General features: G+C 42.8%; 25 protein-coding genes. 11 read left to right on the top strand and 14 right to left on the bottom strand.

What is annotated here, in order from left to right:
- The first annotated feature begins 51 nt into the window (after window positions 1–51).
- Window positions 52–612: a hypothetical protein gene (locus FNW02_RS04310; protein WP_191756345.1), complete on the top strand. Its 561-nt coding sequence runs from the start codon at window positions 52–54 to the stop codon at window positions 610–612.
- A gap of 129 nt (window positions 613–741) precedes the next feature.
- On the opposite strand, the gene bioU is transcribed toward FNW02_RS04310, so the two are convergent.
- Complete coding sequence (bioU, locus tag FNW02_RS04315) at window positions 742–1,746, bottom strand: (S)-8-amino-7-oxononanoate synthase BioU (RefSeq protein ID WP_191756346.1); 1,005 nt, start codon at window positions 1,744–1,746, stop codon at window positions 742–744.
- A gap of 262 nt (window positions 1,747–2,008) precedes the next feature.
- On the opposite strand from bioU, the gene FNW02_RS04320 reads away from it, so the two are divergent.
- The 6 genes from FNW02_RS04320 (at window position 2,009) to FNW02_RS04345 (ending at window position 5,477) form a co-directional block, all read left to right on the top strand.
- The gene (locus FNW02_RS04320) at window positions 2,009–2,590 is read left to right on the top strand and encodes an RNA polymerase subunit sigma-24 (RefSeq protein ID WP_191756347.1); all 582 of its coding nucleotides are present in this window, start codon (window positions 2,009–2,011) and stop codon (window positions 2,588–2,590) included.
- Between the two features lie 400 nt (window positions 2,591–2,990).
- A complete protein-coding gene (locus tag FNW02_RS04325; protein ID WP_191756348.1) occupies window positions 2,991–3,251 on the top strand; it encodes an AbrB/MazE/SpoVT family DNA-binding domain-containing protein in 261 nt (86 codons plus the stop codon).
- On the top strand, window positions 3,245–3,568 hold the full coding sequence (locus FNW02_RS04330) for a type II toxin-antitoxin system PemK/MazF family toxin (protein ID WP_225225414.1): 324 nt from the start codon (window positions 3,245–3,247) through the stop codon (window positions 3,566–3,568). Before FNW02_RS04325 ends, FNW02_RS04330 begins: the two co-directional genes overlap by 7 nt.
- A gap of 812 nt (window positions 3,569–4,380) precedes the next feature.
- Window positions 4,381–4,590 carry a DUF2997 domain-containing protein gene (locus FNW02_RS04335; protein WP_191756350.1) on the top strand — a complete coding sequence of 70 codons (210 nt, stop codon included), beginning with the start codon at window positions 4,381–4,383 and terminating at the stop codon, window positions 4,588–4,590.
- 39 nt (window positions 4,591–4,629) lie between these two features.
- Complete coding sequence (locus FNW02_RS04340) at window positions 4,630–5,016, top strand: DUF1257 domain-containing protein (protein ID WP_191756351.1); 387 nt, start codon at window positions 4,630–4,632, stop codon at window positions 5,014–5,016.
- The gene (locus FNW02_RS04345; protein WP_191756352.1) at window positions 5,016–5,477 is read left to right on the top strand and encodes a ferredoxin; all 462 of its coding nucleotides are present in this window, start codon (window positions 5,016–5,018) and stop codon (window positions 5,475–5,477) included. The genes FNW02_RS04340 and FNW02_RS04345 overlap by 1 nt, the downstream gene beginning before the upstream one ends.
- 173 nt (window positions 5,478–5,650) lie before the next feature.
- On the opposite strand, the gene FNW02_RS04350 is transcribed toward FNW02_RS04345, so the two are convergent.
- The 11 genes from FNW02_RS04350 to FNW02_RS04400 all read right to left on the bottom strand — a co-directional run bounded on the left by FNW02_RS04350 (window position 5,651) and on the right by FNW02_RS04400 (window position 18,950).
- Window positions 5,651–5,935 carry a YiaA/YiaB family inner membrane protein gene (locus FNW02_RS04350; protein ID WP_162395401.1) on the bottom strand — a complete coding sequence of 95 codons (285 nt, stop codon included), beginning with the start codon at window positions 5,933–5,935 and terminating at the stop codon, window positions 5,651–5,653.
- A gap of 184 nt (window positions 5,936–6,119) precedes the next feature.
- Window positions 6,120–7,724, bottom strand: a complete 1,605-nt coding sequence (locus FNW02_RS04355; protein WP_191756353.1) for a DUF4335 domain-containing protein — start codon at window positions 7,722–7,724, stop codon at window positions 6,120–6,122.
- 292 nt (window positions 7,725–8,016) lie between these two features.
- Window positions 8,017–8,622, bottom strand: coding sequence for a DUF3038 domain-containing protein (locus FNW02_RS04360; RefSeq protein WP_191756354.1), 606 nt, complete (start codon window positions 8,620–8,622; stop codon window positions 8,017–8,019).
- Between the two features lie 349 nt (window positions 8,623–8,971).
- On the bottom strand, window positions 8,972–11,437 hold the full coding sequence (locus FNW02_RS04365; protein WP_191756355.1) for an endonuclease MutS2: 2,466 nt from the start codon (window positions 11,435–11,437) through the stop codon (window positions 8,972–8,974).
- Window positions 11,438–11,501: 64 nt separating this feature from the next.
- Window positions 11,502–11,798 (bottom strand): DUF2288 domain-containing protein, encoded by a 297-nt coding sequence (locus tag FNW02_RS04370; protein ID WP_191756356.1) that lies wholly within the window; start codon window positions 11,796–11,798, stop codon window positions 11,502–11,504.
- A gap of 57 nt (window positions 11,799–11,855) precedes the next feature.
- Window positions 11,856–12,893: an AI-2E family transporter gene (locus tag FNW02_RS04375; RefSeq protein WP_191756357.1), complete on the bottom strand. Its 1,038-nt coding sequence runs from the start codon at window positions 12,891–12,893 to the stop codon at window positions 11,856–11,858.
- A 155-nt stretch (window positions 12,894–13,048) separates the two neighbouring features.
- The gene (locus FNW02_RS04380) at window positions 13,049–13,687 is read right to left on the bottom strand and encodes a lysophospholipid acyltransferase family protein (RefSeq protein WP_191756358.1); all 639 of its coding nucleotides are present in this window, start codon (window positions 13,685–13,687) and stop codon (window positions 13,049–13,051) included.
- A 210-nt stretch (window positions 13,688–13,897) separates the two neighbouring features.
- Window positions 13,898–14,779 (bottom strand): ACP S-malonyltransferase, encoded by an 882-nt coding sequence (gene fabD, locus FNW02_RS04385; protein ID WP_191756359.1) that lies wholly within the window; start codon window positions 14,777–14,779, stop codon window positions 13,898–13,900.
- Window positions 14,780–15,040: 261 nt separating this feature from the next.
- Window positions 15,041–16,033: a beta-ketoacyl-ACP synthase 3 gene (locus FNW02_RS04390; RefSeq protein ID WP_191756360.1), complete on the bottom strand. Its 993-nt coding sequence runs from the start codon at window positions 16,031–16,033 to the stop codon at window positions 15,041–15,043.
- A 153-nt stretch (window positions 16,034–16,186) separates the two neighbouring features.
- Window positions 16,187–17,209 carry a phosphate acyltransferase PlsX gene (gene plsX / locus FNW02_RS04395; RefSeq protein ID WP_191756361.1) on the bottom strand — a complete coding sequence of 341 codons (1,023 nt, stop codon included), beginning with the start codon at window positions 17,207–17,209 and terminating at the stop codon, window positions 16,187–16,189.
- 259 nt (window positions 17,210–17,468) lie between these two features.
- Entirely contained in the window at window positions 17,469–18,950 is a 1,482-nt protein-coding gene (locus FNW02_RS04400; RefSeq protein WP_191756362.1) for a leucyl aminopeptidase, read from the bottom strand.
- Window positions 18,951–19,272: 322 nt separating this feature from the next.
- On the opposite strand from FNW02_RS04400, the gene FNW02_RS04405 reads away from it, so the two are divergent.
- The 4 genes from FNW02_RS04405 to FNW02_RS04420 all read left to right on the top strand — a co-directional run bounded on the left by FNW02_RS04405 (window position 19,273) and on the right by FNW02_RS04420 (window position 21,152).
- Window positions 19,273–19,974 (top strand): GUN4 domain-containing protein, encoded by a 702-nt coding sequence (locus FNW02_RS04405; protein WP_225225415.1) that lies wholly within the window; start codon window positions 19,273–19,275, stop codon window positions 19,972–19,974.
- A 520-nt stretch (window positions 19,975–20,494) separates the two neighbouring features.
- Complete coding sequence (locus FNW02_RS04410) at window positions 20,495–20,758, top strand: hypothetical protein (RefSeq protein WP_191756363.1); 264 nt, start codon at window positions 20,495–20,497, stop codon at window positions 20,756–20,758.
- Window positions 20,739–20,927 (top strand): PIN domain-containing protein, encoded by a 189-nt coding sequence (locus tag FNW02_RS04415; protein ID WP_191756364.1) that lies wholly within the window; start codon window positions 20,739–20,741, stop codon window positions 20,925–20,927. Before FNW02_RS04410 ends, FNW02_RS04415 begins: the two co-directional genes overlap by 20 nt.
- A gap of 21 nt (window positions 20,928–20,948) precedes the next feature.
- A complete protein-coding gene (locus FNW02_RS04420) occupies window positions 20,949–21,152 on the top strand; it encodes a PIN domain-containing protein (protein ID WP_191756365.1) in 204 nt (67 codons plus the stop codon).
- A gap of 74 nt (window positions 21,153–21,226) precedes the next feature.
- On the opposite strand, the gene FNW02_RS04425 is transcribed toward FNW02_RS04420, so the two are convergent.
- Complete coding sequence (locus FNW02_RS04425) at window positions 21,227–22,375, bottom strand: EcsC family protein (RefSeq protein ID WP_191756366.1); 1,149 nt, start codon at window positions 22,373–22,375, stop codon at window positions 21,227–21,229.
- A gap of 327 nt (window positions 22,376–22,702) precedes the next feature.
- Window positions 22,703–22,870: a type II toxin-antitoxin system PemK/MazF family toxin gene (locus FNW02_RS39860; protein WP_348535360.1), complete on the bottom strand. Its 168-nt coding sequence runs from the start codon at window positions 22,868–22,870 to the stop codon at window positions 22,703–22,705.
- Window positions 22,871–22,924 lie beyond the last annotated feature (54 nt).

The following is a 22,924-nucleotide window of genomic DNA, read 5'->3' on the forward strand; positions in this document are numbered from 1 at the left end:
AAAATATCATACTTCATCCTTTAAACTTCATACTTCATAATTGATAAAACCATGCCTGTGCAAAAATCTCACTATGAAGCGAGCTTGGCAGAGTATAGCAATCATCTAGCTGCGATCGCCTTATTAAAACAACATCGACCATACTTGGAAATGATTCCCAGTCTGCGTCGTCCAGATGAAAGTATTATCACTATACCTTTACCAATTGTTCGCCTCCGCAACACTATAACGAAAGTTCCACAGGCGACTTCCTTATCCTGTGATGTAGCAATTTTGATGTGCGATCCTGAGTGGAAAATTAAAACTGGAGCAGAAATTTTGCTCTTTATTCATCGTCCTCATGAAGACTTTTCTGATTTGTTAGGACGCTGGCGACAAAGCCAAGTTTTTCTAGACAAAGACTATGAGTGGTTGATGCCTCCTCGTCACAGCCATGTTTTAAGTGAAGGAGCTAATACTATATATCCTTTGTTCGTAGTTTTTGCCGAGACATCAGAACGCATTCAGCGAGGTCTTATAGGAGCGGAACTACCATTTGTCATTGAAACACCTCAATGGTTAGTTGAGGATAATCTCATAGACACTTTATCTCCAGAAGTTCCACCAGCTTAGAAGAAGTTGAGAATTAATGGTGAGGAGCTAGGAGTTGGAAATTTTCCGCAAAGCCAAAGATTCTGAAGTTACATACAAGTTTAAATTTTTAATTCAAACTTTTAACTCCTAACTCCTAACTTCTAATTATTACCTAACAAACTGGGGCATAATTTCAGCAGCAGTGAATATTCCATAGATACCGCGCTGGTGCAATTGTCTACCAGCTTTAAGATAACCAAAGGCAGGGCCGCAGACATTGGCTGCCATACTGGTTTCATCTCCGAGAGTAAAGGTATGAGTAGAAATCTTACCTTCAAAGGTGCGTCCTGTTACCTTAACATTAGTGCTGAGTGGTTTTTTGGGATTGCGAGTATCGACTACACCACCAACAGTAACGCGATCGCGATCGCAAATTCCCGCTACTTCTAGCATCACATCATCGGCGTGTTCCATATTTTCTAAAGTTAATACGCCATTAGTCTTATCTAGTAGTGCTTCTACCTCTGTATCAGTCATTGCTCTGGCAGTTTCTACTGTATAACCAGGCATGTGTCCAATGTCCTCGCGAACTGTGGCGCGGTAGGCTTCCCAGTTGGCAATTCCCACGCCAAAAGTAATTTCTACTTGATGAATTTCCGCGTAGCTTTGCGCGGCTATTACTGCTGCTGCTGTTAACAATCCAGGTGTAGCCCCACATCCTGTCATGTAAGTAATTCCGGCTGCTTGCAGTTCCTCTTTCATTGCTAGTAGTTGTTCTACAGCACTAGTGCGCTTAATCGCATCTACTAGTACACCACGCCAACCGGATTCGATAAACTGTTTAGCTACAGTCGGTATAAAGTCATTAGGTAGGTTGGGTAAAGCCAGAAAATATCCATCTACAGCTTGTGTACTTTCGATTAAATCCTGAATACTGTGATTTGTTAAATTACCAACTGGCTCTAAATAACCCACTGAACCTTGAGACTGGTAAGTTGCAATGCATTCTTTAGTATTTAAACCTTCAGCGGCGTAAGCATAGCCTTTTTGATCTGCCGCTGCGACTAAAATCATTTCTCGTTTGCCAGCAAGTAGTTTGGCGGCTGCTTGTCCTAGTCCGCCGAAACCTAATACTCCTATGCGGATTGTTTTGTTCGCTTGTTCTGTATTCATGGTCAATTTGTTGAGTTTATTTAACAGCTTTCAGCATTCACCATCTCAGTTTTTGGCTTGTGGCTGATGGCTAAAAGCTATAGAGGCTAATTATGCTTTATTATCCTTGGTTCTTCGGCTGACCGATGCGTTTTTTACTGAAAAGTATTCGTTGGTGATTTGGGATTTAGCGATATCATATCAGTGCTAATACTGTTAAAAACTAGTATCAAATTTGTCACAATAGTATTGGATCGCACACCAGATTAAGAAAAATTGATTTATGAGTTTTGAAGATATTGCCAATAAAGTTGTTGAAAAAGGTGTAGAAACTGCTGTAGAAAAAACTTTAGGTATTAAAGACCTAAAGACTGTACGAAAGGTTGCAGAGACTAGTGCGGCGGCGAGCGCTGCTGTAAGTGCTGCTACAGGGTTATCTGTTGCAGCAACTTCAGGAGCAGGAATTACTTCGGGTCTAGCGGCAGCAGGTGGTGTGGTTGGTGGTGGCATGGCGGCTGCTCCTGCGGTATTGGCAGCAGGGCCAGCTTATGCTGGGGCAAAAATAATGAATGAAACTTTGTTCAAAGACCAACCGAATTTATCTGAGGAAGAACGTGAAGCTCGTGCAGCTGCAAGAACAGCTACAAACATTGGGGCTGCTGCTGGTGTGGCTGGTGCTGGTGCTGTAACAGTAGCGGCTGGTGCTTCTGGTGCTGCAATTATGAGTACCCTTGCAGGTATCGGTAGTGTTGTTGGGGGAGGTGCAATCGCTGGTACTGCTATAGTTGCTGCTGCACCCGTTGTTGCTGCGGGAGCTATTGGATACGGGATATACAAATTTTTCGGTGGCGGTAAGGCAAAATAGCGTTAACTAAGTTGAAAAAGTTGAATAAAATTCAGTAAATACCCTCTTGCCATAATTTATTGTATAATATATAGCAATAAAATAAAATTGAAGTGCCTGTGTATTTTAAACGCAAATAGCCTTTTGGCTATCAAACTTAATTTGTACAGGCATTTTCCATGTTCATATTACCCAAAATATTATAGTCTAAAAATAATTATGTCTAATTTAACTAATCTAATCCCAAATGCAGAAAATGCAGTCGTTGACATTTGTAAGCTTTGTAACTACTGCCTCAATCCATAGCATGATCAAGGAAAACATAATTTAAATTCCAAGTGTAATTGATTCGCTGCATTTGATATATTGCTAAAGCTGTGTCTACAATGTAATTACTGTTCTTATCATAAGTGACCTAAATATGGGCACAGCTATTAGAACTAAAATTGTGAAAATCGGTAATTCTCAAGGTGTTCGTATTCCCAAGCCCCTGTTAGAGCAAAGTGGTATTCACACAGAAGTTGAAATTGAGGTTTATAGTGATCACCTAATTGTTCGCCCAGCACCACGATTACGAGTTGGATGGGACGAAGCTTTTGCAGCAATGGCAGAGCAACATGATGATGTTCTGCTAGATGACGTAAGCGCAACAGACTGGGATCAGGTTGAATGGGAATGGTAGTTAAGCGTTTTGATGTTTTCTTAGTCAATCTCGATCCCACGATTGGTAGTGAAATTCAGAAGACACGTCCCTGTGTAGTGATTTCGCCAGACGAGATGAACCGCCATATTGCTACCGTGATTGTTGCTCCAATGACTACAAAGGGGCAAGTATATCCCACACGCATACCTTGTCAGTTTCAAGGTAAAGATGGGCAGATTGTTCTTGATCAAATTCGTACAGTAGATAGAGCTAGATTGGTCAAACAGCTTGGTCAAATTAGTGACCATGAACAAAGAGCTGTTCTCGATACCTTGGCTGAGATGTTTGCAGAGTGAGCTATTTAAAATTTCAGTGCAGCTGTAATATCTGGAGGTGATACAAAAGACTCAAAATGTAACAGTATTTTGAGTCAGTATTTCCTGATTCAGTATTGAAAATGGTTACAGGATAAGCGTTAATGCAAAAAGCGATGCCTACGGCTGGCTACGCCTACGCATCATACACATAAACTCTAAAGCGATCGCCTTGCTGTGGGGTTGATACCAAAAAATCTAGAACATACTTAGGTTAAAAACTCTCACCATATATTGTGGCGATCGCAGTCTAAAAATCTGTTGAAGATGCAAGGTAAAGCGACTTTATAAAAAACCTAATGCGATGCCTGGGTGGGATTACACTTACGCATGTAGATGTAAATCCTAATGCGATCGCATACCCCAAAATCTTACTTTTGGGTTACACTGCACTCTATCTCACACTACTTATTTACCTTCTAAATAATCATTGGGTGAATAGGGTCAACTTAATGATCATGATAAAGCTTTTCACTAAAATTTATATTTTTGTAAATTAACTTGCTGGCTATACTATTGCTAATGCTTGTTTTTAGGACTTTTGTTACTTCTCCTAGAGGATTAATTATGAACTTGACTAATTGATTAGGTTAAGAGAAACTAACTAGTAACTGACGTATACGCTCATAAAATTAATAATTTTTGTAAACATTCTGAGATATATATTTTGAGAGATGGAACATTAGTTAACAAATGGCAAGTTTGTATCTAAGTAGAAAAGTTCCGACGGCTATAATTTTAGCTTTTTGCTAAAGCAGTACAGTTCAAGCGTACTATAGTGGTTTGCCAAGAGCATGGAGACATTAGAGTTCATAATTTATCCAGATGGTCGGGTACAAGAGAAAGTTACTGGCATTGTGGGTGCTTCTTGTGCTGAGGTTACAGCAGCAATAGAGGCACAGTTGGGGCAAGTACTTAGTCATGAGCCAACCTCGGAATATTTCGCCGCTAAGGTGCAGCAATCTAGCCTAGCGAATACGCAAACCACCTACAGCGATTGGTAAGTTTTCACAGTAGTTTAATGTTATTAATTCACAACCACCATGTCACACTTTAGCCAAATTAAGACTCAAATCCGTAACCTTGATTCTTTGAAAGATGCTCTGACTGAATTGGGCATAGACTGGAAACCAGGCCCACGTGAGGTACGCGGCTATCGCGGTCAAACCCATCCTGCCGAAGTTACTATTGAGCAGGAAAATGGCTATGACATCGGTTTTAGATGGAATGGCAAAGAGTATGAATTGGTGGCTGACTTGCAATACTGGCAACAAGATTTATCTGTAGACGGTTTCTTACGCCAGGTAAGCCAGCGCTATGCTTACCAAACAGTAGTGAAAGAAACTACTCGTGTGGGTTTTCAGGTCGCTGAACAACAAAAAAATGAAGATGGTTCGATTCGTCTGGTAGTACAGCGCTGGAGTGCGTAATGGCTGATTTTCTACCGTCGCCGGAAGAACAAGAAGACAACCGTTCCGGTTTTGAACCAGAATTAGGCGGTTTTTTACGAAATTCGCCAGAACGTTCGGGTTTTGAACCGGAATTGGGGGGTATGTTGCGACAAAAGGGTGTTTATGTTGACGAAATCACCTGTATTGGTTGCAAGCACTGCGCTCATGTTGCACGTAACACCTTTTACATTGAACCAGATTATGGGCGATCGCGCGTGATTCGCCAAGATGGGGACGCAGAGGAAGTCATCCAAGAAGCAATTGACACTTGTCCGGTTGATTGCATTCACTGGGTTGATTACACTGCTCTGAAAAAGTTAGAGGAAGAACGCAAATTTCAGGTAATTCCTGTTGTGGGTTATCCAGTGGAACATGCGGTTGCTGCTAGCGAAAGGCGACGTAAGAAGCAAAAGATAAAGAGCAAAAAGTCTCGTTATTAAGATAAAAATATTAAATCAACATTAAAAAGGACTGAGTTTATCAGTCCTTTTGTTTTTGTCATGTAGTGAATTTATCTCTATTGTTGTCAGAACAAGCCAAACCAACTATTTAAAATCCCAAATTCAAAATACTTTAACCCAATTTTAGCGAATATCTTAGATACTTACTGCCTTTATTTTAGATTGAGAGGATCGTGTTGTGAAAGTAATTTTTCTACTTTGGCTTCGTCGAGCCTAGCGGTTAATCTTCTAGTTTCGTGCAAGTCTCTGGTAGTTTTTGCCAAAGTAAAAGTTGAGCCGATGGAGAAAGCCAAACCCATACCCATAAAGCCTTTCACCCAGCTATCCACAGGCAAATTTACAATACCAAAGGTGGTCATAGAAATAGAAATTACAAAAGCTGCCCAAGTTTGAATAACCCAAGCTGCACTGTCTTTTTGAGGGCCAATTGTTTGCATATTTTCTACCTTTCATCTGAGCGATTTAACTGTGATTGTATTGATTAGTACACTTGACAGCCACAATAGTATTACCAGTTTGGTAACTGGACTCAAAAAGGCTAGCTCTAGACCATTTAAATCAAATAAAAACTGGTACATAGTTTGTACCAGTTTTACAATTGGCATTAAGCAGCTTGATTAATTATTCAGACTCAGGAAATGTTTGTACTTTACCATCAGGGCTAAGAACAACTCGAATTCTGAGATTTTGCCCAGTTTTATTGGCGGAGACAAAAGGTTTTCCAATGTCAGGCATCCCAGCGCTGTCAACGAATTCTCTTGCTGCCTTATTCAGGGGAAAAATTCGTTCAATTTTGCCGTCAACACTTAGTAATAAACTATACTCTAATGTTTGTCCCAATCTTGCAGGTGGCTGCCAACGCTTACTTATATATTCTCTAGCTTCTGCTATCTGAGGAGTGTCAAATAATGTGCCAGTTGCCACATTTGGAGGCGTAGGGACTTTGCGTCCATCTCCTAATCCATCGATAAATGGATTATTCTCAGTTGTCCTAGGGGAGGTAGTTGAAGAGGGTTTGTTTTCGGGAGAAACTCTTGCTAAGGAATCTTCGGTTTGGGCACTGGATGGCAAATTCTGCTTCTCAGGTAAAGCAATTCCAGCTTGAGGAATTGAGCCTGCTGGGTTCTGTCCAAGTTTTGGTTGAATGGCAGTTTCCTGTCCTGGAATTTTGGTCAGTGCTGTGCTTCTGGGATTGGTAGGAAGAGTTGGAGTCTTCGTCTGAGGTAGAGTCAGTGGATCTTTTGGGGATAGTAAGGGCGTTGAAGAGAAATTGGAATTGGGGGATGTTTTAGGAGTCGTAGGCAAACTGGAATTAGGGGATATTTGAGACTGAGTAGAGAAGTTAGAATTAGGGGCTATTAAGGGTTTTGGGGGCAAACTGGAAGTGGGTAGCGCAGGAGTAGAGCCTAGAGGTGGCAATGATGATTGAAAATTATCTTGAGGGATGAGTCCAGATTGAGGAGTGGGAAAGTTTAGCGAAGGTGAGCTTTCTAAGGCGGCAATATCTGTCTCTGTTGGATCTATAGTTTTGGCAGTCTGCTGTTGCTTTTGCCTGATGTTGTTAGCATATTGCCAGGTAACTGGTGTTAAACCCAAAGCTAAGACCAAAACTGCGGCAACAGGTGCCCAAGTAGGAAAACTCAAACTTGAACTTGAACTCGAACTGCTGCTGAGAGTTGGCAATACCATAACATCAGCGGAATATTCATCTAAGGCACTTGCCAAATCAAAAAGTTGCAGCAAACTCAGTTGAATAACACGACCAGATGCTTGGTTAGCGAGAGAACCAAGAAATAGGTTATGAGTTAAATAGCTATTCGGTTCTAAGCGGATCTGTACTCCTGGTATTTGGGAGGTCAGGGACTTTAATGTCTTAGCAGACAGCGAAGTGGGATGTAAATTTTTTGATTCTTCTGGCTCATCAAGTACTTTGTTTGACTCTTGCGACCCTGAGAATGTGACCCAAAAGCTTTCTGGAGACTGTTGAAGGAATTCCTGGACATAACTTGTGACTGCATCACACAAAGCTTCGAGTTGGTCGCGATCGCCCCGAATTGGCACTCTGCGATCTTCTGGTAATCGCGGATCGTCAAAACGTAACTCAAAGCTTAACTGTTTAAGGACAGTTTTTCCCATCCAGCGGGACAAAGGCGAGCTTTGCGCTAAGACTTCTAGCGTGCAAGTGGGGGGCGTATAACGACGAATAACAGAATTTGATAGAGGCATGGCAGGAACTACAAGGTCTATTATTATTTGGGATTTTGCGTTCGCGTAGCGTGTCAAAGACAAAAAGTTGCTATATCGTTAATTATTTTTGCCTACGCGCCCAAGACAATTGAGCGTCGGAGGATTTATTCCGTAGCAAACTTTTCAAGATAGATTTTGCGGAAAGTTAAGCCAGTTACTTGCTTAAAGGATTATGAATTAAGGTTTTCGACATAATCACATGTCCGAACTGACTTTGGTTTCCTGACCTAGCAAACTTTCTAAAATGGATTTTGGATGAGAAATCTCAAATCTAAAATTTTGTGGAACGGTCTATAAGTGCTAGCCAGAGACGGCGGTGTCCACCTGGGGCACTATAAAAAAGTAAATCTACAAGCAGTTTAAGTGCCAGATTGGTAAGTAAATCCGTCGAGATTTGGTCATCCTCTTCCATCCGCTCTTGGTAGGTGTTGCAGAAAGCATCTATGTAATCTCCAAGTAGAGCAGCCTGATGAGGTTCCCGTTTGGTTTCCGCCATTTGTTCTAATAGACCGACAGCACGCCGAATTAATTCTTGGTGCTCCTTGGCTAGGTAGCAGGTGATTAGAACAAGCGATCGCGCTTCTTCTATATCTAGTTTTTTTCGCCCTCCTTGACCTTTGCGTAAGGGGTTGGACTGGCGTAGTCGCCACAAAGCTACGCGATCGGGCACTCTTGACTCTAAATTCAGATTAGTTGCCGCTGAAAGCATTGCTTCGGAACCAATGCCGGTTAAAGTTTCTAGCGCCAACAGCACCAAATCTAACTGGGTTTTGATATTGTCCCATTGAACTGCATCTGGCGCTGGAAGCTTGATTAAATCCTCCCACGGGGAATTTTGAGTAGCTGAGTTGGCGGCCGTGTGCATAACTTTTAGCATAGGTGATCAGGCTGATAGGGACTGTTGCTGTTACCCATTTTGAAACCAGACTCTCATGCATCAAAGTTGGTTTCCTATAGCTATGAGCTAGAAGCTTCGATTAGCTTTTATCTGTAGTAAACAGCAGTTATCTTTGTCTTACTCTAAATGAAAATTTCTTTTCATCAAAGTAGAAAATTTTCAGCCCAAGTTAATATTTATCTAACTTTAACTACTAGCTAAGTACAACAGTATAAATAAACAAAGTTAAAATTGCTAGCTAATAATTGCTAATCTCTAATCACCATCAGGTAATTAGTAATTAGCAATTAACAAACAATAACTCTTACCAGTTACATTTATTGCCGCGTTATTTTATGTGAGCGATAGTGACACCACTGCCACCGTCTGCTGGTTCTGCTGCTTCATAATTGCTGACTCTGGGGTGCTGCTGCAAAAAGGTGTGAACACCTTGGCGCAGCTTACCAGTACCGTGCCCATGAATAATCCATAATGGGCCTGTAGCTTCCGAGATAGCCTTGTCAAGAATGAATTCGGCGTCAGCTACTCGCTTACCACGCAAATCGACGGTATTTTGGGAGGTGCGAATCGGTGGGGCTGGCGGCGGTGGTGGTGTAACTACTGTTGGGGCTGGTTTCGTTTTGACGACTGGTTCGGCTTTTTGGCCATCTAGAGATTCTACATCTTCCAGTTTCACTGTCATTTTCATGATCCCAAAGCGCACAGTTAATTCCCCGTCATCATTAGGGGCGGTTAATACTTCTGCTGTTTGCCCCAACTTGGGAATACGGAGGCGATCGCCTACTTTGGGCATAAACCCAAGTTTTGGTTTTGCTGGTGTTGCTGGTTGATATTGCTGGGCAATTTGATTCAAAGCATTGGTTGCTTGCTGGGCATCTTGGGCTGTGGGTGTACCTTTTTGTAAGCGGCGAATTACTTGGGCGATTTCACCTTTAGCTTGGGCGATCGCTTGTTGCACTGCTACTTCCTGTGAAACCCGCAGAGCACTTTCTCTCTCTTGTAAAGCTGAGGCTTTTTCGGATACTTCTTTGTACAAACGTTCTGCTTGCTGCAACAAATTTTGTGCTTCAGTAGCTTTGGTTTCCTGGCGGCGACGTTGCGCTTCTAACCCAGCAATCACTTGGTTAACTTCATCTGTTGCCTCTCCGACTTGGGTTTTCGCCTGGGCGATCACTTCTGGTTTTAGCCCCAAGCGCAGAGCAATTGTTAGGGCGTTGGAACGTCCTGGTATTCCCCACAGCAGACGGTAAGTTGGCGACAGAGTACTTTCGTCAAATTCTACAGAGGCATTTTCAAACCGTTCATCTTCATACTTCAGCGCTTTGAGTTCACCAAAGTGAGTGGTGGCGATAGTTAGCTGAGCATGGTTAGCCAGATATTGCAACAAGGCGATCGCTAAGGCACTACCTTCAACTGGATCGGTTCCTGCGCCGACTTCATCGAGTAAGACGAGTGATGAGTGATGAGTGATGAGTGATGAGTGATGAGTTATTATTTTCTCCTGCCCCTCTGCTCCTCTGCCTCTCTGCTCCTCTACCTCCCCTACTTCCCCAGTCCCTAGAGCCTCTAAAATCCGACTGATACGGCGGATGTGACCGGAGAATGTGGATAGACTTTGCTGTAGAGATTGTTCATCGCCAATATCTGCCAATACTTGGTCAAACCAAGGAATTTCGACTGGTTCACGAGCGGGGACAAATAAACCCACTTTGGCCATCAATGCTGCTAATCCCAAGGTTTTCAAGGTAACAGTTTTACCGCCAGTATTTGGCCCGGTAATGGTTACTACCCGTATTTGTGGACTAATGAATAAATCTACAGGAACTACTGGTTGCCCTTGTTCGTGCTGTTGCTGCCACACTAACAATGGATGTCGCAAATGCCGCAAGGTAATGATTTCACTTTCCTCACGGTTGATAAATCGCGGGGGATTAGCTCCTAGCCAGAAACTATATCGTGATCTGGCGGTTGCTAGATCCAAAGTGGTAGCAATTGCTAATAACCTCTCCAAATCAGGTTTGACTGCTGCTACTTGCTCTGTTAAGATACGGCGAATCGTCTCTTCTTCCGCTTGCTCTTTTCTGATTATTTGCCGCAATTGGTTGCCTAGGGGCACGATGGAATTAGGCTCCACATACAGCGTGGCACCGCTGGTAGAAGTATCGTGGACAATGCCAGGGATGGCATCTTTTTGAGGTGCTTTCACGGGGATTACAAAGCGATCGCCCCGTTGGGTAATTAGCTGTTCCTGAACTGCTCCAGCTTTTGCCTGTAGGATATTTTGCAGCTTTTGAGTAATTTGAGTGCGTAATCGCCGCAAATCTGTGCGAATTTCTCCCAGTTTTAGGCTAGCGCGGTCAGTTACCTGTGCTCGTTCGTCTATACAGCGGTGAATTTCCTGTTCTAGTTCGGGATAAGTTCGTAAATCGGCAACTAAATCAGTCAGAATTGGCAAATCTTCTTGGTTGTCAATTACACGGCGTAAATTTCTGGCACCAGCGAGGGTGGTAGCGATCGCTAACAGTTCATCGCCTGTCAAAATTCCGCTGCGTTCTGCCCGTTCTAAGGAATCACCAATATCTTGAATTCCCTCAAACGATAATCCTGTAGTCAGACGGCTTTCTAGTTGGTAAACTTCTTTAGTTTGCCCTAACAACTGTTCGCTTTTTGCCTGAGACTCAGGCATTTTTAGTTGACGCGCAGCTGTCGCCCCCAGCTTAGTTGCCGCAAATGTGGAAAGGTGCTGGCAGAGGCGATGCCATTCTAGTAGTTCTAAGGTTTCAGATTGGATCAAGGCTTCAACATCTAATCTGAAATTATGGTAACAATTCTAGCCATTGTCTGACATTTAATTTAGCTTATGCAGCAGCGATTTCTTGCACTAGAACGTAGGGCTGGACAATGAGGGTATGAAATCGCTTGGTGCGATCGCCATTCCATTCTCCCACTTGTACTGGTGATGGCTTGGTAATCAATTGTTCATCAATCCATTGCTGTACTGAGGGAATATGATCGCTAGCGATCGCTTCCCCAACATCTAGCAAATTCAGTTCAGATGCCACTAAAATTACTGCGTCTCGCTGCACATGAGGAATCAACCACTCCCATTCTGCCTCATCTAATATTTCTGTTAATTCCGCTCTTAAATCCGACATTATTCTCTAATGTTGATATTATTCACTACTTCTTAGTTTATTACTCTTGGCTCTTGACTAAACTTCTGATTTCATCTCATCAATTTCAAACAAAGATACAATTACTCCGGCGATCGGAATAGAGATAAAAACACCTAGTAACCCTGCTACTCTAGCGCCTACTAGCAAAGCGAAGAATACTACTACAGGATTAAGATTCAGCGCACCTTGCATTATACGCGGTGCAATTAAGTTGTCTTGTATTTGCTGAAGCACAATACAAGCTGCCAATACTTTCAATGCTAACCAAACACCTTGAGACAACACAACTAGTGTGATTGTGCCTATTCCTAATGTCGCTCCTATACCAGGAATAATGTCAACGATTCCAACTATTACTGACAATATCAAAGCGAAAGGTACTTTTAATAATATGAACACTAGAAAAGTTGAAGTTGTGAGAAATAAACTTAATAACAATTGACCTCTAAAAAATCCTAGAAATGAGCGTCTGATTATATTTGTAAATCTATTGCGGCGCTGTTTTGGAACTATTTTCAAGATAAAATTCCAGAGTTTGTCTCCATCTAGTAACATGAAAAAAGCCACAACAGCAACCAATATAAAAGTTATAAAATTCGTCATAAAACCTTGTAAAATTGCCAAGCTAGTTACAAGGCTTGATACAGCTTGATCTCGTAATTGTCCTTCAATGGTACTTAAATCTATCTGAAGATTACGGCTTCGTAAAAATGCTTCTAATCGCTCTAATAGAGGTACTAAAGAATTTAAAAACCCAGTTATACTGTCAATTAATTGTTGTCCTTGAGATAAAATCGTTAAGCCAACAGTAACAGCTAAACCGCCAATAATTACAACACTAACCAAGAAAACTACAAGAACTGCTATACCGTGGGGCAAAAAACGCCGTAGCCATTTTACAGGATAGCTAAGCAAAAAAGCCAAAATTGCAGCAAATGTAAAAATAACTATAACTGCTTCAAAGTAAGCTAAAAGCTGTACAATCGCCCAACCAGAAGCCACCAAAAGTAAAAAGCGGACTAACGCCAGATTATTTAATCGATCCCAAAAGTTTTTGGCTTCAAAGCCGCTCATATTTCGTTTAGAGAGAAAGTGGTGGTCATTTTGCCTAGCAGTTGCATTTAAGCACAAAGTCTTATTTGATTTGCTATGACGCATTAACTTTAAACATATAGAGACTGAGTGGCGATCGCCACTTCCTTAAAGCATATTCCCCAGTATGATTTAACTCATCGCCCTAAATCATGCATCTCATTGATCACTGTGGTACATTTTTGTGTGATGGCTTCTAATTCTTCTTTATTAGTGGAACTAGGAGTATCAATTAATTTGCCAATCCTCACAGTAATGGGAGCAGATTGGGGTATTGCCGAGCCTTTTTTTAAAATCCCCTCAGTACCCCACAAACTTACTGGTAATATTGGTGCTTTTGCCTTCGCTGCTAGCAGCGCTGCGCCTCTTTTGGCGTCTGTAATTCGACCATCTGGGGTACGAGTGCCTTGCAAAAAAACACCGACAGCCCAACCTTTGTTGAGATATTCTAGGGCAGAACGGATAGCGGTGCGATCGGCGCTTCCTCGACTCACCGGGTAAGCACCATACAATTTAATCATTTTTGCCAAAATCGGGATATCGAATAACTCTTGTTTAGCCATATACGCCACTGGGCGACGTACACAATTAGAGACAATAGGTGGGTCAAAGTAACTAGCATGATTACTCACTACCACCAGTGGGCCTGATTGAGGGACATTTTCCACACCATAAATCTGACCCCGAAAGTAAGTATGAAGCATGGGGCTGACGACCGACCATTTAAAGGCGTGGTAAAGTGCCAGACTAATAAACGGTTCGCGGCTTTGAGACATAGGAAATTGGGGACTGGGTATCGGGGATTGGGTATTGGGGATTGGGCATGGGAGAGCCACTGCGGTCTTGGGGTCTCCTCAAGTGGAGCACAAGTGGCGTCATTGGGCATTAGAGATTGTATTAGGTAGGGATTAGTGGATTGAATATTGGGTTGAGGATTAAAAGAATTCTTTCCCAGTCCCTAGTCCCCAGTCCCCAGTACCCAATTCCTAGTCCGGTAATTCAGCGACATTACGGACGTTCTTTAAGATTAAATCAGGGCTAATACGTTTAATTAAACCAGTTAGCACGTTACCAGGGCCAATTTCTATTACTTGCTGGATGCCGTTTGCTGGTAATTGTAGAGAGATTTCTCGCCACCGTACCGAACCAGTCATTTGTTTGTTTAAACGCTGCTTTAAAATTTCGGCATCAATAGATGGAACTGGTTCTACATTAGATAACACTGGCACAACCGCTGGTTGAAATTCCACAGATTCTAGAATGTCTTGGAACTCCGCCGCTGCTGGTGCTATTAAGTGTGAATGAAATGCTCCAGAAACTTTTAAAGGAATAGCACGCTTAGCTTTAACTTGAGAAATTACCGCTTGTACAGCGTCCGGCGTGCCAGAGATTACAACCTGGGCTGGACTATTGTCATTAGCCAGCACTACATCGGGCGTTTCGGCAATGACTTTTTCCAACTGTTCGCGGTCAAAGTTCAACAAAGCAGCCATCATTCCACCTGCGGCACTATCCATAAGTTCCGCACGACGCTTGACTAAGTGTAATCCCGCCGACCATTCAAAGACACCAGCGACATAAAGGGCAACATATTCGCCCAAACTGTGACCAGCAACTAAATCTGGTTGATGTCCCCTTTCCCGGATGATATCGGCGAGAATGCTTTCTACTACATAAAGAATTGGCTGTGTATATAGCGTCTGTGATAACTTTTCTTCATCCTTGTGACAGATTTCTGTTACAGACCAACCCAAAATAGCCTCAGCTTGAACAAATTTGTCTTTGGCAGAGGGTATATCTAATAAGTCCATTCCCATTCCCAGTACTTGAGAACCTTGTCCGGGAAACACCCATGCAGTTTTAGTCATTGGTCATTAGTCATTGGTCACTTGTATGAGCGGCTTGCCTTGAGCGGAGCCGAAAGGAGCCGTAAAGCCTGCGGCATAGGTACGCTTAGGGCGCAGCCTCAAAGTAGAGAAGTATTAGTCATTGGTCATTGGTCATTGGGTACTTAGTGTAGGGAAAACTCTTTCCTAATTCCTAATTCCCAGTTCCTAATGCCCCTTCGGGTTCGCAGTCGCCTGCGGAGGGAAACCCTCCCGCAGCGCTGTCTTACCAGTCCCCAATCCCTATCTTCCCCATTGAAAAATTGCTGCGCCCCAAGTCAGACCGGCACCAAAGCCGGATGTAGCAATAATGTCATTAGGTTTAATTTTGTCTTGCCGTACTGCTTCATCTAGGGCTAGGGGGATGGAGGCGGCAGAGGTATTGCCGTACTGAGCAAGATTACTAATAACTTTATGTTGTGGAATATTTAAGCGTTGGGCAACAGCATCGAGAATCCGCTGATTGGCTTGATGCAATATTAGCCAATCGATTTTGTCAACACTGAGGTTAGCTTGAAACAAGGCTTTGTCAATGATTTCTGGCACTTTTTGGACGGCGAAGCGGTAAATTTCTTTACCGTTCATGGTTATGGGTTGGTAAGTGCCTTTAGTAATATTTACGCCTGGGAGCAGTTCTTGGGAAGAGGCTGCATAGGAAAGGTTGAGCTGATGATTTTGAGTACCATCGCTTTTAAGTGCAAATCCCAATAGGCGATCGCTTTTGGATGCTTGCAATACTATTGCTCCTGCACCATCACCAAACAATACACAGGTGCCCCTATCTTGCCAATCTACCCAGCGAGAGAGGATATCTGCCCCTATCAACAGTACATTTTGAAAAACGCCTGTTTTAATGTATTGGGCGGCTGTTACTAGCCCAAAAACAAAGCCGGAGCAGGCTGCTGTCAAGTCAAAGGCTACTGCTTTGGTGGCTCCTAATTCAGCTTGTATTTGACAAGCAGTACCAAACAAGTCGTCAGAAGTGGATGTCGCCAGCAGGATTAGATCTAAGTCAGATGCGGCGATCCCAGCAGATGCGATCGCCTGACGACTAGCCGCAGTGGCAAGTACACTCAATGACTCAGATGGCAGCGCTAATCGTCGTTGACGAATTCCTGTTCTTGTTGTTACCCACTCGTCCGATGTCTCAACTAATTCAGACAAGCTTTGATTGTCTAAGGAAGTTGCTGGTACTGCTGAGCCACTTCCGGTAATTGCTATCCCTAAGTTTTGCACTCTTAATCTCCCAAGCTATCAGCTTTTTGTCCTTTGTCCTCTCTTACAAAGTTCTGTTCGCCGGGAGCCGACGCTCAGACTTTGCGCTTTGTCATTTGTCCTTTGTCTTTCGTCCTTACAAATGACAAGTTACTCATGACTCATGACTAATCGCTAACCGCTCTCGCGCTCTAAAATATATTGAGATTGAATTCGTTGCAGCACCTCATTGTCAACGGCTTCTTTTGCCATCCGAATTGCGTTAAAAATTGAGGGTGCTTGGGAGCTACCGTGACCGATAAAACAGACTCCTGCAACACCTAACAGCAGAGCACCTCCATGTTCTGCATGATCCATCCGCTGCTTAATCCGCTTCAGGTTTGGTTTTAAAAGTGCGGAGCCGATTTGACCATGCAATCCTTGAGGTAATTCTTCCCGCAAGATTTGCAGAATTACCTCTCCGACTGCTTCGGCGAATTTTAATAATACATTGCCGACAAAGCCATCGCAAACAATTACATCAAAGCGGCCAGAAAGCACATCACGCCCTTCAGCGTTACCAATAAAAGTAATTTGGGTATTTTCGCGTAACATTTGGTGGGCGCGGACGGCTGCGTCATTGCCCTTAGAATCTTCTTCTCCAATATTTAACAAACCTACCTTGGGTTCGCTAGTACCTAAGACATACTGACTATAAGCTGATCCCATTACGGCAAACTGCTCTAAAAACTTAGGACGACAGTCTACATTTGCGCCGACATCAAGTACGAGTACTGGTTTGCCAGCTACGATTGTGGGAAAAACAGTCCCGATCGCTGGGCGGTCAATTCCCGGTAATCGTCCTAAGCGCAGCAAAGCTGCTGCCATTGCTGCTCCAGAGTGTCCGGCAGAAAAAACGGCATCTGCCTGTTGTTGTTTGACTAAATCCATAGCCACGTTGATAGAGGCCTGGGGTTTGCGTCTAACTGCGCTTAAAGGCTCCTCGTCCATCGCGATCGCCTCCTGTGCAGGAACGATCTCCACCTGCCCGAAATTTGTTTTTGGCGGCAAAGCAGCTTTAATTTGTTGGGGATCACCTACCAACAATACTTCTACACCCAATTCTTCTCGTGCCCGCAGTGCGCCAGCAACGATTTCACCGGGTGCGTGATCCCCTCCCATTGCATCAATTGCGATCCGTACGCGAGTCGATCCCATTGCTCAGAGCTATTAGAAACCTTACAAATTTTACCAGATGGCTTTGCTGAAAAAGCGTAAATTTATAACTGCCAATTGACTTCTGTTACTATTGCAACAAATTTGGGCAGCAGGCAAAAGATAATAACACGAAGTGTGGGGAATTGGGGACTCTTAAGAAGGGGAAAAGGTTAAAGAATAAAGGGATGGTTTTTCCTTTTCCCCCTTACCCCTTACCCCTTTCCCCAGTCCCTAGTTCCCAATCCCCAATACCCAGTCCCTAGTCCCCAGTCCCCAGTACCCAGTTAACTAAGGTACGAACGCCGTAACCAGTTGCTCCCGAACCGTTGTAGCCATTTTCTTTATCTGTCCACACTGGGCCAGCAATGTCTAAGTGTGCCCAAGGGGTTTCTTTGACAAACTGTTTGAGGAAAAGGGCTGCGGTAATGGCTCCACCTGGACGCGGGCCAGTGTTTTTCATGTCCGCAATACCAGATTTCAGCCCTTCAAAATATTTTTCTTCCATTGGCATCCGCCAAATCTTTTCTCCTGATGTTTCAGCAGCTTTTTCCAGTTCAGCAGCCACGGCATCATTGGGAGTGAACAAACCAGCTATGTCATCACCTAGAGCTATGACGTTTGCACCAGTCAAGGTGGCTAAATCAACGATCGCATCTAATCCCAGTTTCTCGGTATACACTAAGGCATCTGCTAGGGTCAAACGTCCTTCAGCGTCGGTATTATTCACTTCTATTGTTTTGCCATTAGATGCTGTGAGAACGTCTCCAGGGTGCATAGCGCGACCACTAATCATGTTCTCTGTTGCCGCTGAGATAAAGTGAACTTCAACATCTGGCTTGATCTGGGCAATTGCTTTTGCTGCGCCGAAGGTAGCAGCAGCTCCACCCATATCAATTTTCATGGTTTCGATGCCGCTACCAGCACCTTTGATATTGAGTCCGCCAGAGTCGAAGGTTAGACCTTTACCAATAATTGCTAGTTTGCGTTTGGGTGTACCTTCTGGCTTATAAGTCAGATGAATAAATTTAGGTGGCAATTCAGAAGCTTGAGCAACGCCCAAAAAAGCACCCATACCCAATTTTTCACAGTCTTCTCGTTCCAGAATTTCTACTTGCAAACCGTGATCTTTGGCGATCGCTTGGGCTGTTTCTGCCAAAGTAATTGGTGTAACTGCGTTGGCTGGGGCTGCTACCAACTGCCGTGCCAAGATTACTCCTGATACGATTTGATTGGCACGGCTAATGGCTGCTTCTTGTCCACCGAATCCTAGTAAATCTACGGTTTCGACTTGTGGCCCTTTATCTTCTGGCTCTGACTTAAAGCGAATATCTTGGTAAAGTGCCAGTTGCACACCTTCTGCGATCGCTTGGGCGGTTGCTGCGGGATCGTTGTTCCATAATGGAAAACTAAACCCCAAAGTTTTGCTTTTTTGCTTTTTGGCTACTCTGGCTACAGCCGCAGCAGCGCGTCGCAGGGTGTCTAATTTTAGTGCTTCTGGTTTTCCTAAACCTACTAGAATCACTTTACGAACTGGGCTACCAGCACCTACGCGGGTGAAAATGGTGCTGTTAGCTTTTGCTGTAAATTCCTCTTCGGCAATTAGTTCTTTTAAAATCCCGCCAAGTTTGTCATTTAAAGTTGCCAGTTCACCAGTTAACTCTACTGCATCTTCAAATAATCCAATTGCCAAACTATCGCCTGCCCACTCTAGCAAAGGCGTATCACTAGGTTGAATTGCCATTTTTGGATTTTGTGTAAGTATTCCTTCTTGTACCAGTATTGCTCAAAATTCTTGCTTCATGCTTGCAGAGGGAATGGGGCATTGGGGATTATTACCCAGTTTTCGAGAACTCCAACTAATAAATTATCTAATCTTGTGGGGTGGACATCATGCCTGCCGAGTTAATAAGACGGGCCAGACGCCCATCCCATAAGAAGTAAGATACTTTAGTTGCTTTTTTGCTGGAATTTACCGCAATCTATATGTAGATATTGCAGACAGCATCTCTGCTATTGAGCTGCTATTCAGTGAATATACTAGCAACTATATCGGGCCGCAAGGATTGGGAAAATGGCAGGTAATGGAATTGCGATCGCTTATCGGCAAACTTGTGGAAGCAGATATCCCTGTAATTCCCGTCTTGCTACCAGGAGTTAAAGAAATTCCACATAATTTGGACTTTCTTAAACAACTGAATTGGGTAAGTTTTAGCAATGGGTTAGATGATAATGAAGCACTAGATCATCTAGTGTGGGGAATTACACAGGAAAAGCCGATCACAGAAGTTCAAGCCGATGACCTCAGTTCTGAGAAGGGAGTAAACTACAGGCGATTGCGGGATTTGCTAGCAGCAGGTAAGTGGCAAGAAGCGGATACGGAAACTTTCACTGTTATGTTCCAAGCATCTGGCAGAGAAAAGGAACGTTGTCTTGATCGCGAATCCATCAAAAATTTTCCCTCTACTGATTTACGCACCATTGACCAACTTTGGGTGAAATACAGCAACGGGCGCTTTGGCTTCAGCGTTCAAAAGAAAATTTATCTCAGCGTTGGTGGCAAGGCAGATGGTAAATATCATGAAGAAGCTGAAGATAGGTTTTGCGATCGCGTGGGATGGAAAGTGCAAGGAAGTTGGATAAACTACCCGGAAGAAGTAAGCTTTAATACCTCAGCACCAGAGGGACATCTACCTGATGGTGGGGTCTGTTGGTTGTGGGGTTGGTCAGGTTTAAGGGGGGTTCTTCTCTCGCGTCGAGACTTGTAAACTTTAACATCTAAGGCTTTCCTTCGATTATTTAGATTCCCGACTTCTTAAAGAAGTCGGGAATCTGTGGCAAGGGATCTTTGGCGATCGCTTCAGAAATTTTCTTCATATACTGTGGTGATCGCCTTTCCTCATTACTTCATCAAAAAACACATAAAATCAATTTTAATCAGCAAAATGGCATATTGCTTTATCATTTCATCAAATACTTACTCAAAATGCTTAAATGCTTTCTCAAAACGCGGTTTGTTTACTCAAAATGCTTAAATGCTTTCTCATTTCAGTAAATTTCGCAAGCAAAAACACATGTTACTTTCTCAAACTGGGGTTTACTTTCTAATTTCAGTACATCGCGTATTTATTTTGGTGTTTTCCGCAAGTAAAAAGGCAGATTGCTTTCTCGATGCCCTTATTTTATAACTCATTTGAGTAATTCACGCAATCATAAGCTGTTATGCCTACAATACGAACTATCAAATATAATTAACTTATCAGATAATTACTAAAAAAAATTTGTTATATGGAACCATCAAATCTACGTACAAAACTCTTGAAAGAAATAAATCTCATTCCTGAAGAAAAGCTGGAAGAATTATATAATTTTATTTATTATTTTAGAGTTGGTGTGGAAGCATCTAAAGGTACAGCAGAACGAATAATGCAGTTTGGTGGTTGTTGGTATGATATGTCAGATGAAACATTGGCTGACTTAAACGAAGAAATAATCACACGTCGCCAGCAGGATTTTTTGCGAAGAAGAAGCGATGAAACCAGCCTTGGTTGATACCAACATTTTATCCTTATTTTTCCGCAATCAATCCCTGATGATTGAAAATTTTAATGCGTATGTTAAAGAATATGGCAAAATCAATATTAGTATCATCACCTATTACGAAATAGTTAGCGGATTGAAGCACCGTGACGCACAGAAACAACTAACATCTTTTTTATAATTTGTCTCATATAATACAGTTTTGCCTCTAACTACAGAATCTACAACAATTTCTGGTGATATGTATGCCAAGTTAAGAAAGAAGGGGACACCAGTAGACGATATCGATATTCTAATAGCAGGAATTGCTATTACTAACAATTTGGTTATTGTGACTAATAATCACAGAGATTTCGAGAAAATTGAAGGCTTAGAAATTGAAGATTGGAGTCAAAGTAATTCGTAAACGCCATTATTTCAGTAATTCACGCAATCATCAAAGCGATGGGCTACGCCCCGCCTTAGGCGATCGCACATTCTCTATTCCTCATTTCTAAGATTAAATTTAGCAGCGATCGCATCAATCACTTGTTGCTCAACTGGTGTAGTCTGATTGTCAAGTTGGGCAATTTTTTTGCACTGCGCCAGTAAAGGTATGGCAAAATCACGGTTGAGTTGACTAATTAAGGTATCTAAAGGCTGGGGTGACTTAATATTTTGCGCTATGGCATCCAAAGAGGCAGAACTCAAGTTCAGCGCTTTTAACTCTGGTAAAATTTCTGACCAAGTTTTTTCTGGATGACTCGCCAGGATCATGTGAACTAAGATTTGATCCATGATTGCCTCTTGAGCGATCGCTTTTTCTAGATACTTTTCGCTCTCTGCTTTTAAATTTGCCAATGTTTGTGGAGAGTTGAGGGAAGTTGATTCATCCAGCTTCGTTTCATAAAACCGACAAGCAGCATACCCCAATGAATAGATCATCGTTGCATTTGAGCTAGCGGCGATCGCTGCACCAGCAAAAGGTACATTTCGCAGCAAACCTAAACCCGCAGCTTTCAAAAGACGACCACCACCCAACGCTAGACCAAAAATTGCTAAAACTTCACCCTTGCGAGCCGGGTCTTTTAAATTTAAGCCATAAGCAGATGCAATCTGATAAAGCATTTCTGACTGCAATTTTGTTGTTGCTGCTAAATCAATTGCTAGGAATGCTACTGCAACTCCTGGCAAAATACTAGTTGCTAGTCCAATTCCGCCTGCTTGAGTTGCTTTTTCCACCATAATTCGGTGGGAAATCTGACTGGGTGATTCATTGGGATATTGTTGCTTTAATTTATTCACCGCAACTTCTGCTTTCTCCAAATCCACAACATCAGTAGCACCAATCAGCCAATTAAGATTTAATACTCCAGATAGTTTTCTAATCAGCCAATTTTCGCTGAGGCGATTCACTACATTTCCGGTGGTTTGAGTTGTTTGCTCAATTAAGTTGTGTGTTTGTTTCGTCGCTGCTTGTCCCACTTCAATTGCTATATTGACAACTTGGGCGACATTTTTGACAAAAGACTCGAATACAGACGGCTCCTCTTGTGCTGATGGTTTATTATTGATTTCTACTTCTAAAGATTTTGTGGGTGAATTAACTGATTGGTTCACCTTTGTTTGTTGTTGGGGTTTGTCTGTCATTGCTCAGCACCGTCCTGAAAGTCTTTCTATTCAGGTTATAGCGAAAGTTTAAGGGGCTTGACATCTCCCAACAAGTACAATTTGTTAAATAAAAGGTGAATAATGTTGAGCAGATAATATTGCTATTTGGTATTTTCAGCCTACTCAAAATCAATAATTCTCTGGTATTAACAACTGTATTAGTCCCTCAACAATTGGAGCATATTGCTCAGAGGTCAGTGTTCCTAGATACGCCAATATTCGGTGCGTGTCTAACTCCCTGACTTGATCCAGCAGTCCTATGGAAGGCTGAGATAACCCACCAGCACCAGCTTCCAGACGTGGATATCAACTGGGATTATTGCTCGCCCATGAACCTGTTTGGGTAGTCAAAGGTCTAATCATTAGCATTGGATAGCGGACTTCTCCCCAAGGTAAGCCAACCACTACAACAGGTCTAGTTCCTTGTTGCTCTCGTCCTCTGGGAATATGGTTGAGTAAAGTTACTATGACCACATCGCCACATTGCAAGTAAATCAGGCTGGAGCATCCTTACCGCCGATAACTGCT

Origin of the sequence: Komarekiella delphini-convector SJRDD-AB1, from assembly GCF_014831675.1 — a bacterium.
Lineage (GTDB): Bacteria > Cyanobacteriota > Cyanobacteriia > Cyanobacteriales > Nostocaceae > Komarekiella.

Excerpts from the sequence above, each read along its gene's own strand:
- FNW02_RS04310 (WP_191756345.1), top strand. The coding sequence starts at position 52 with ATGCCTGTGCAAAAATCTCACTATGAAGCGAGCTTGGCAGAGTATAGC.
- bioU (WP_191756346.1), bottom strand. The coding sequence starts at position 1,746 with ATGAATACAGAACAAGCGAACAAAACAATCCGCATAGGAGTATTAGGT.
- FNW02_RS04320 (WP_191756347.1), top strand. The coding sequence starts at position 2,009 with ATGAGTTTTGAAGATATTGCCAATAAAGTTGTTGAAAAAGGTGTAGAA.
- FNW02_RS04325 (WP_191756348.1), top strand. The coding sequence starts at position 2,991 with ATGGGCACAGCTATTAGAACTAAAATTGTGAAAATCGGTAATTCTCAA.
- FNW02_RS04330 (WP_225225414.1), top strand. The coding sequence starts at position 3,245 with ATGGTAGTTAAGCGTTTTGATGTTTTCTTAGTCAATCTCGATCCCACG.
- FNW02_RS04335 (WP_191756350.1), top strand. The coding sequence starts at position 4,381 with ATGGAGACATTAGAGTTCATAATTTATCCAGATGGTCGGGTACAAGAG.
- FNW02_RS04340 (WP_191756351.1), top strand. The coding sequence starts at position 4,630 with ATGTCACACTTTAGCCAAATTAAGACTCAAATCCGTAACCTTGATTCT.
- FNW02_RS04345 (WP_191756352.1), top strand. The coding sequence starts at position 5,016 with ATGGCTGATTTTCTACCGTCGCCGGAAGAACAAGAAGACAACCGTTCC.
- FNW02_RS04350 (WP_162395401.1), bottom strand. The coding sequence starts at position 5,935 with ATGCAAACAATTGGCCCTCAAAAAGACAGTGCAGCTTGGGTTATTCAA.
- FNW02_RS04355 (WP_191756353.1), bottom strand. The coding sequence starts at position 7,724 with ATGCCTCTATCAAATTCTGTTATTCGTCGTTATACGCCCCCCACTTGC.
- FNW02_RS04360 (WP_191756354.1), bottom strand. The coding sequence starts at position 8,622 with ATGCTAAAAGTTATGCACACGGCCGCCAACTCAGCTACTCAAAATTCC.
- FNW02_RS04370 (WP_191756356.1), bottom strand. The coding sequence starts at position 11,798 with ATGTCGGATTTAAGAGCGGAATTAACAGAAATATTAGATGAGGCAGAA.
- FNW02_RS04375 (WP_191756357.1), bottom strand. The coding sequence starts at position 12,893 with ATGAGCGGCTTTGAAGCCAAAAACTTTTGGGATCGATTAAATAATCTG.
- FNW02_RS04380 (WP_191756358.1), bottom strand. The coding sequence starts at position 13,687 with ATGTCTCAAAGCCGCGAACCGTTTATTAGTCTGGCACTTTACCACGCC.
- fabD (WP_191756359.1), bottom strand. The coding sequence starts at position 14,779 with ATGACTAAAACTGCATGGGTGTTTCCCGGACAAGGTTCTCAAGTACTG.
- plsX (WP_191756361.1), bottom strand. The coding sequence starts at position 17,209 with ATGGGATCGACTCGCGTACGGATCGCAATTGATGCAATGGGAGGGGAT.
- FNW02_RS04400 (WP_191756362.1), bottom strand. The coding sequence starts at position 18,950 with ATGGCAATTCAACCTAGTGATACGCCTTTGCTAGAGTGGGCAGGCGAT.
- FNW02_RS04410 (WP_191756363.1), top strand. The coding sequence starts at position 20,495 with ATGGAACCATCAAATCTACGTACAAAACTCTTGAAAGAAATAAATCTC.
- FNW02_RS04415 (WP_191756364.1), top strand. The coding sequence starts at position 20,739 with ATGAAACCAGCCTTGGTTGATACCAACATTTTATCCTTATTTTTCCGC.
- FNW02_RS04425 (WP_191756366.1), bottom strand. The coding sequence starts at position 22,375 with ATGACAGACAAACCCCAACAACAAACAAAGGTGAACCAATCAGTTAAT.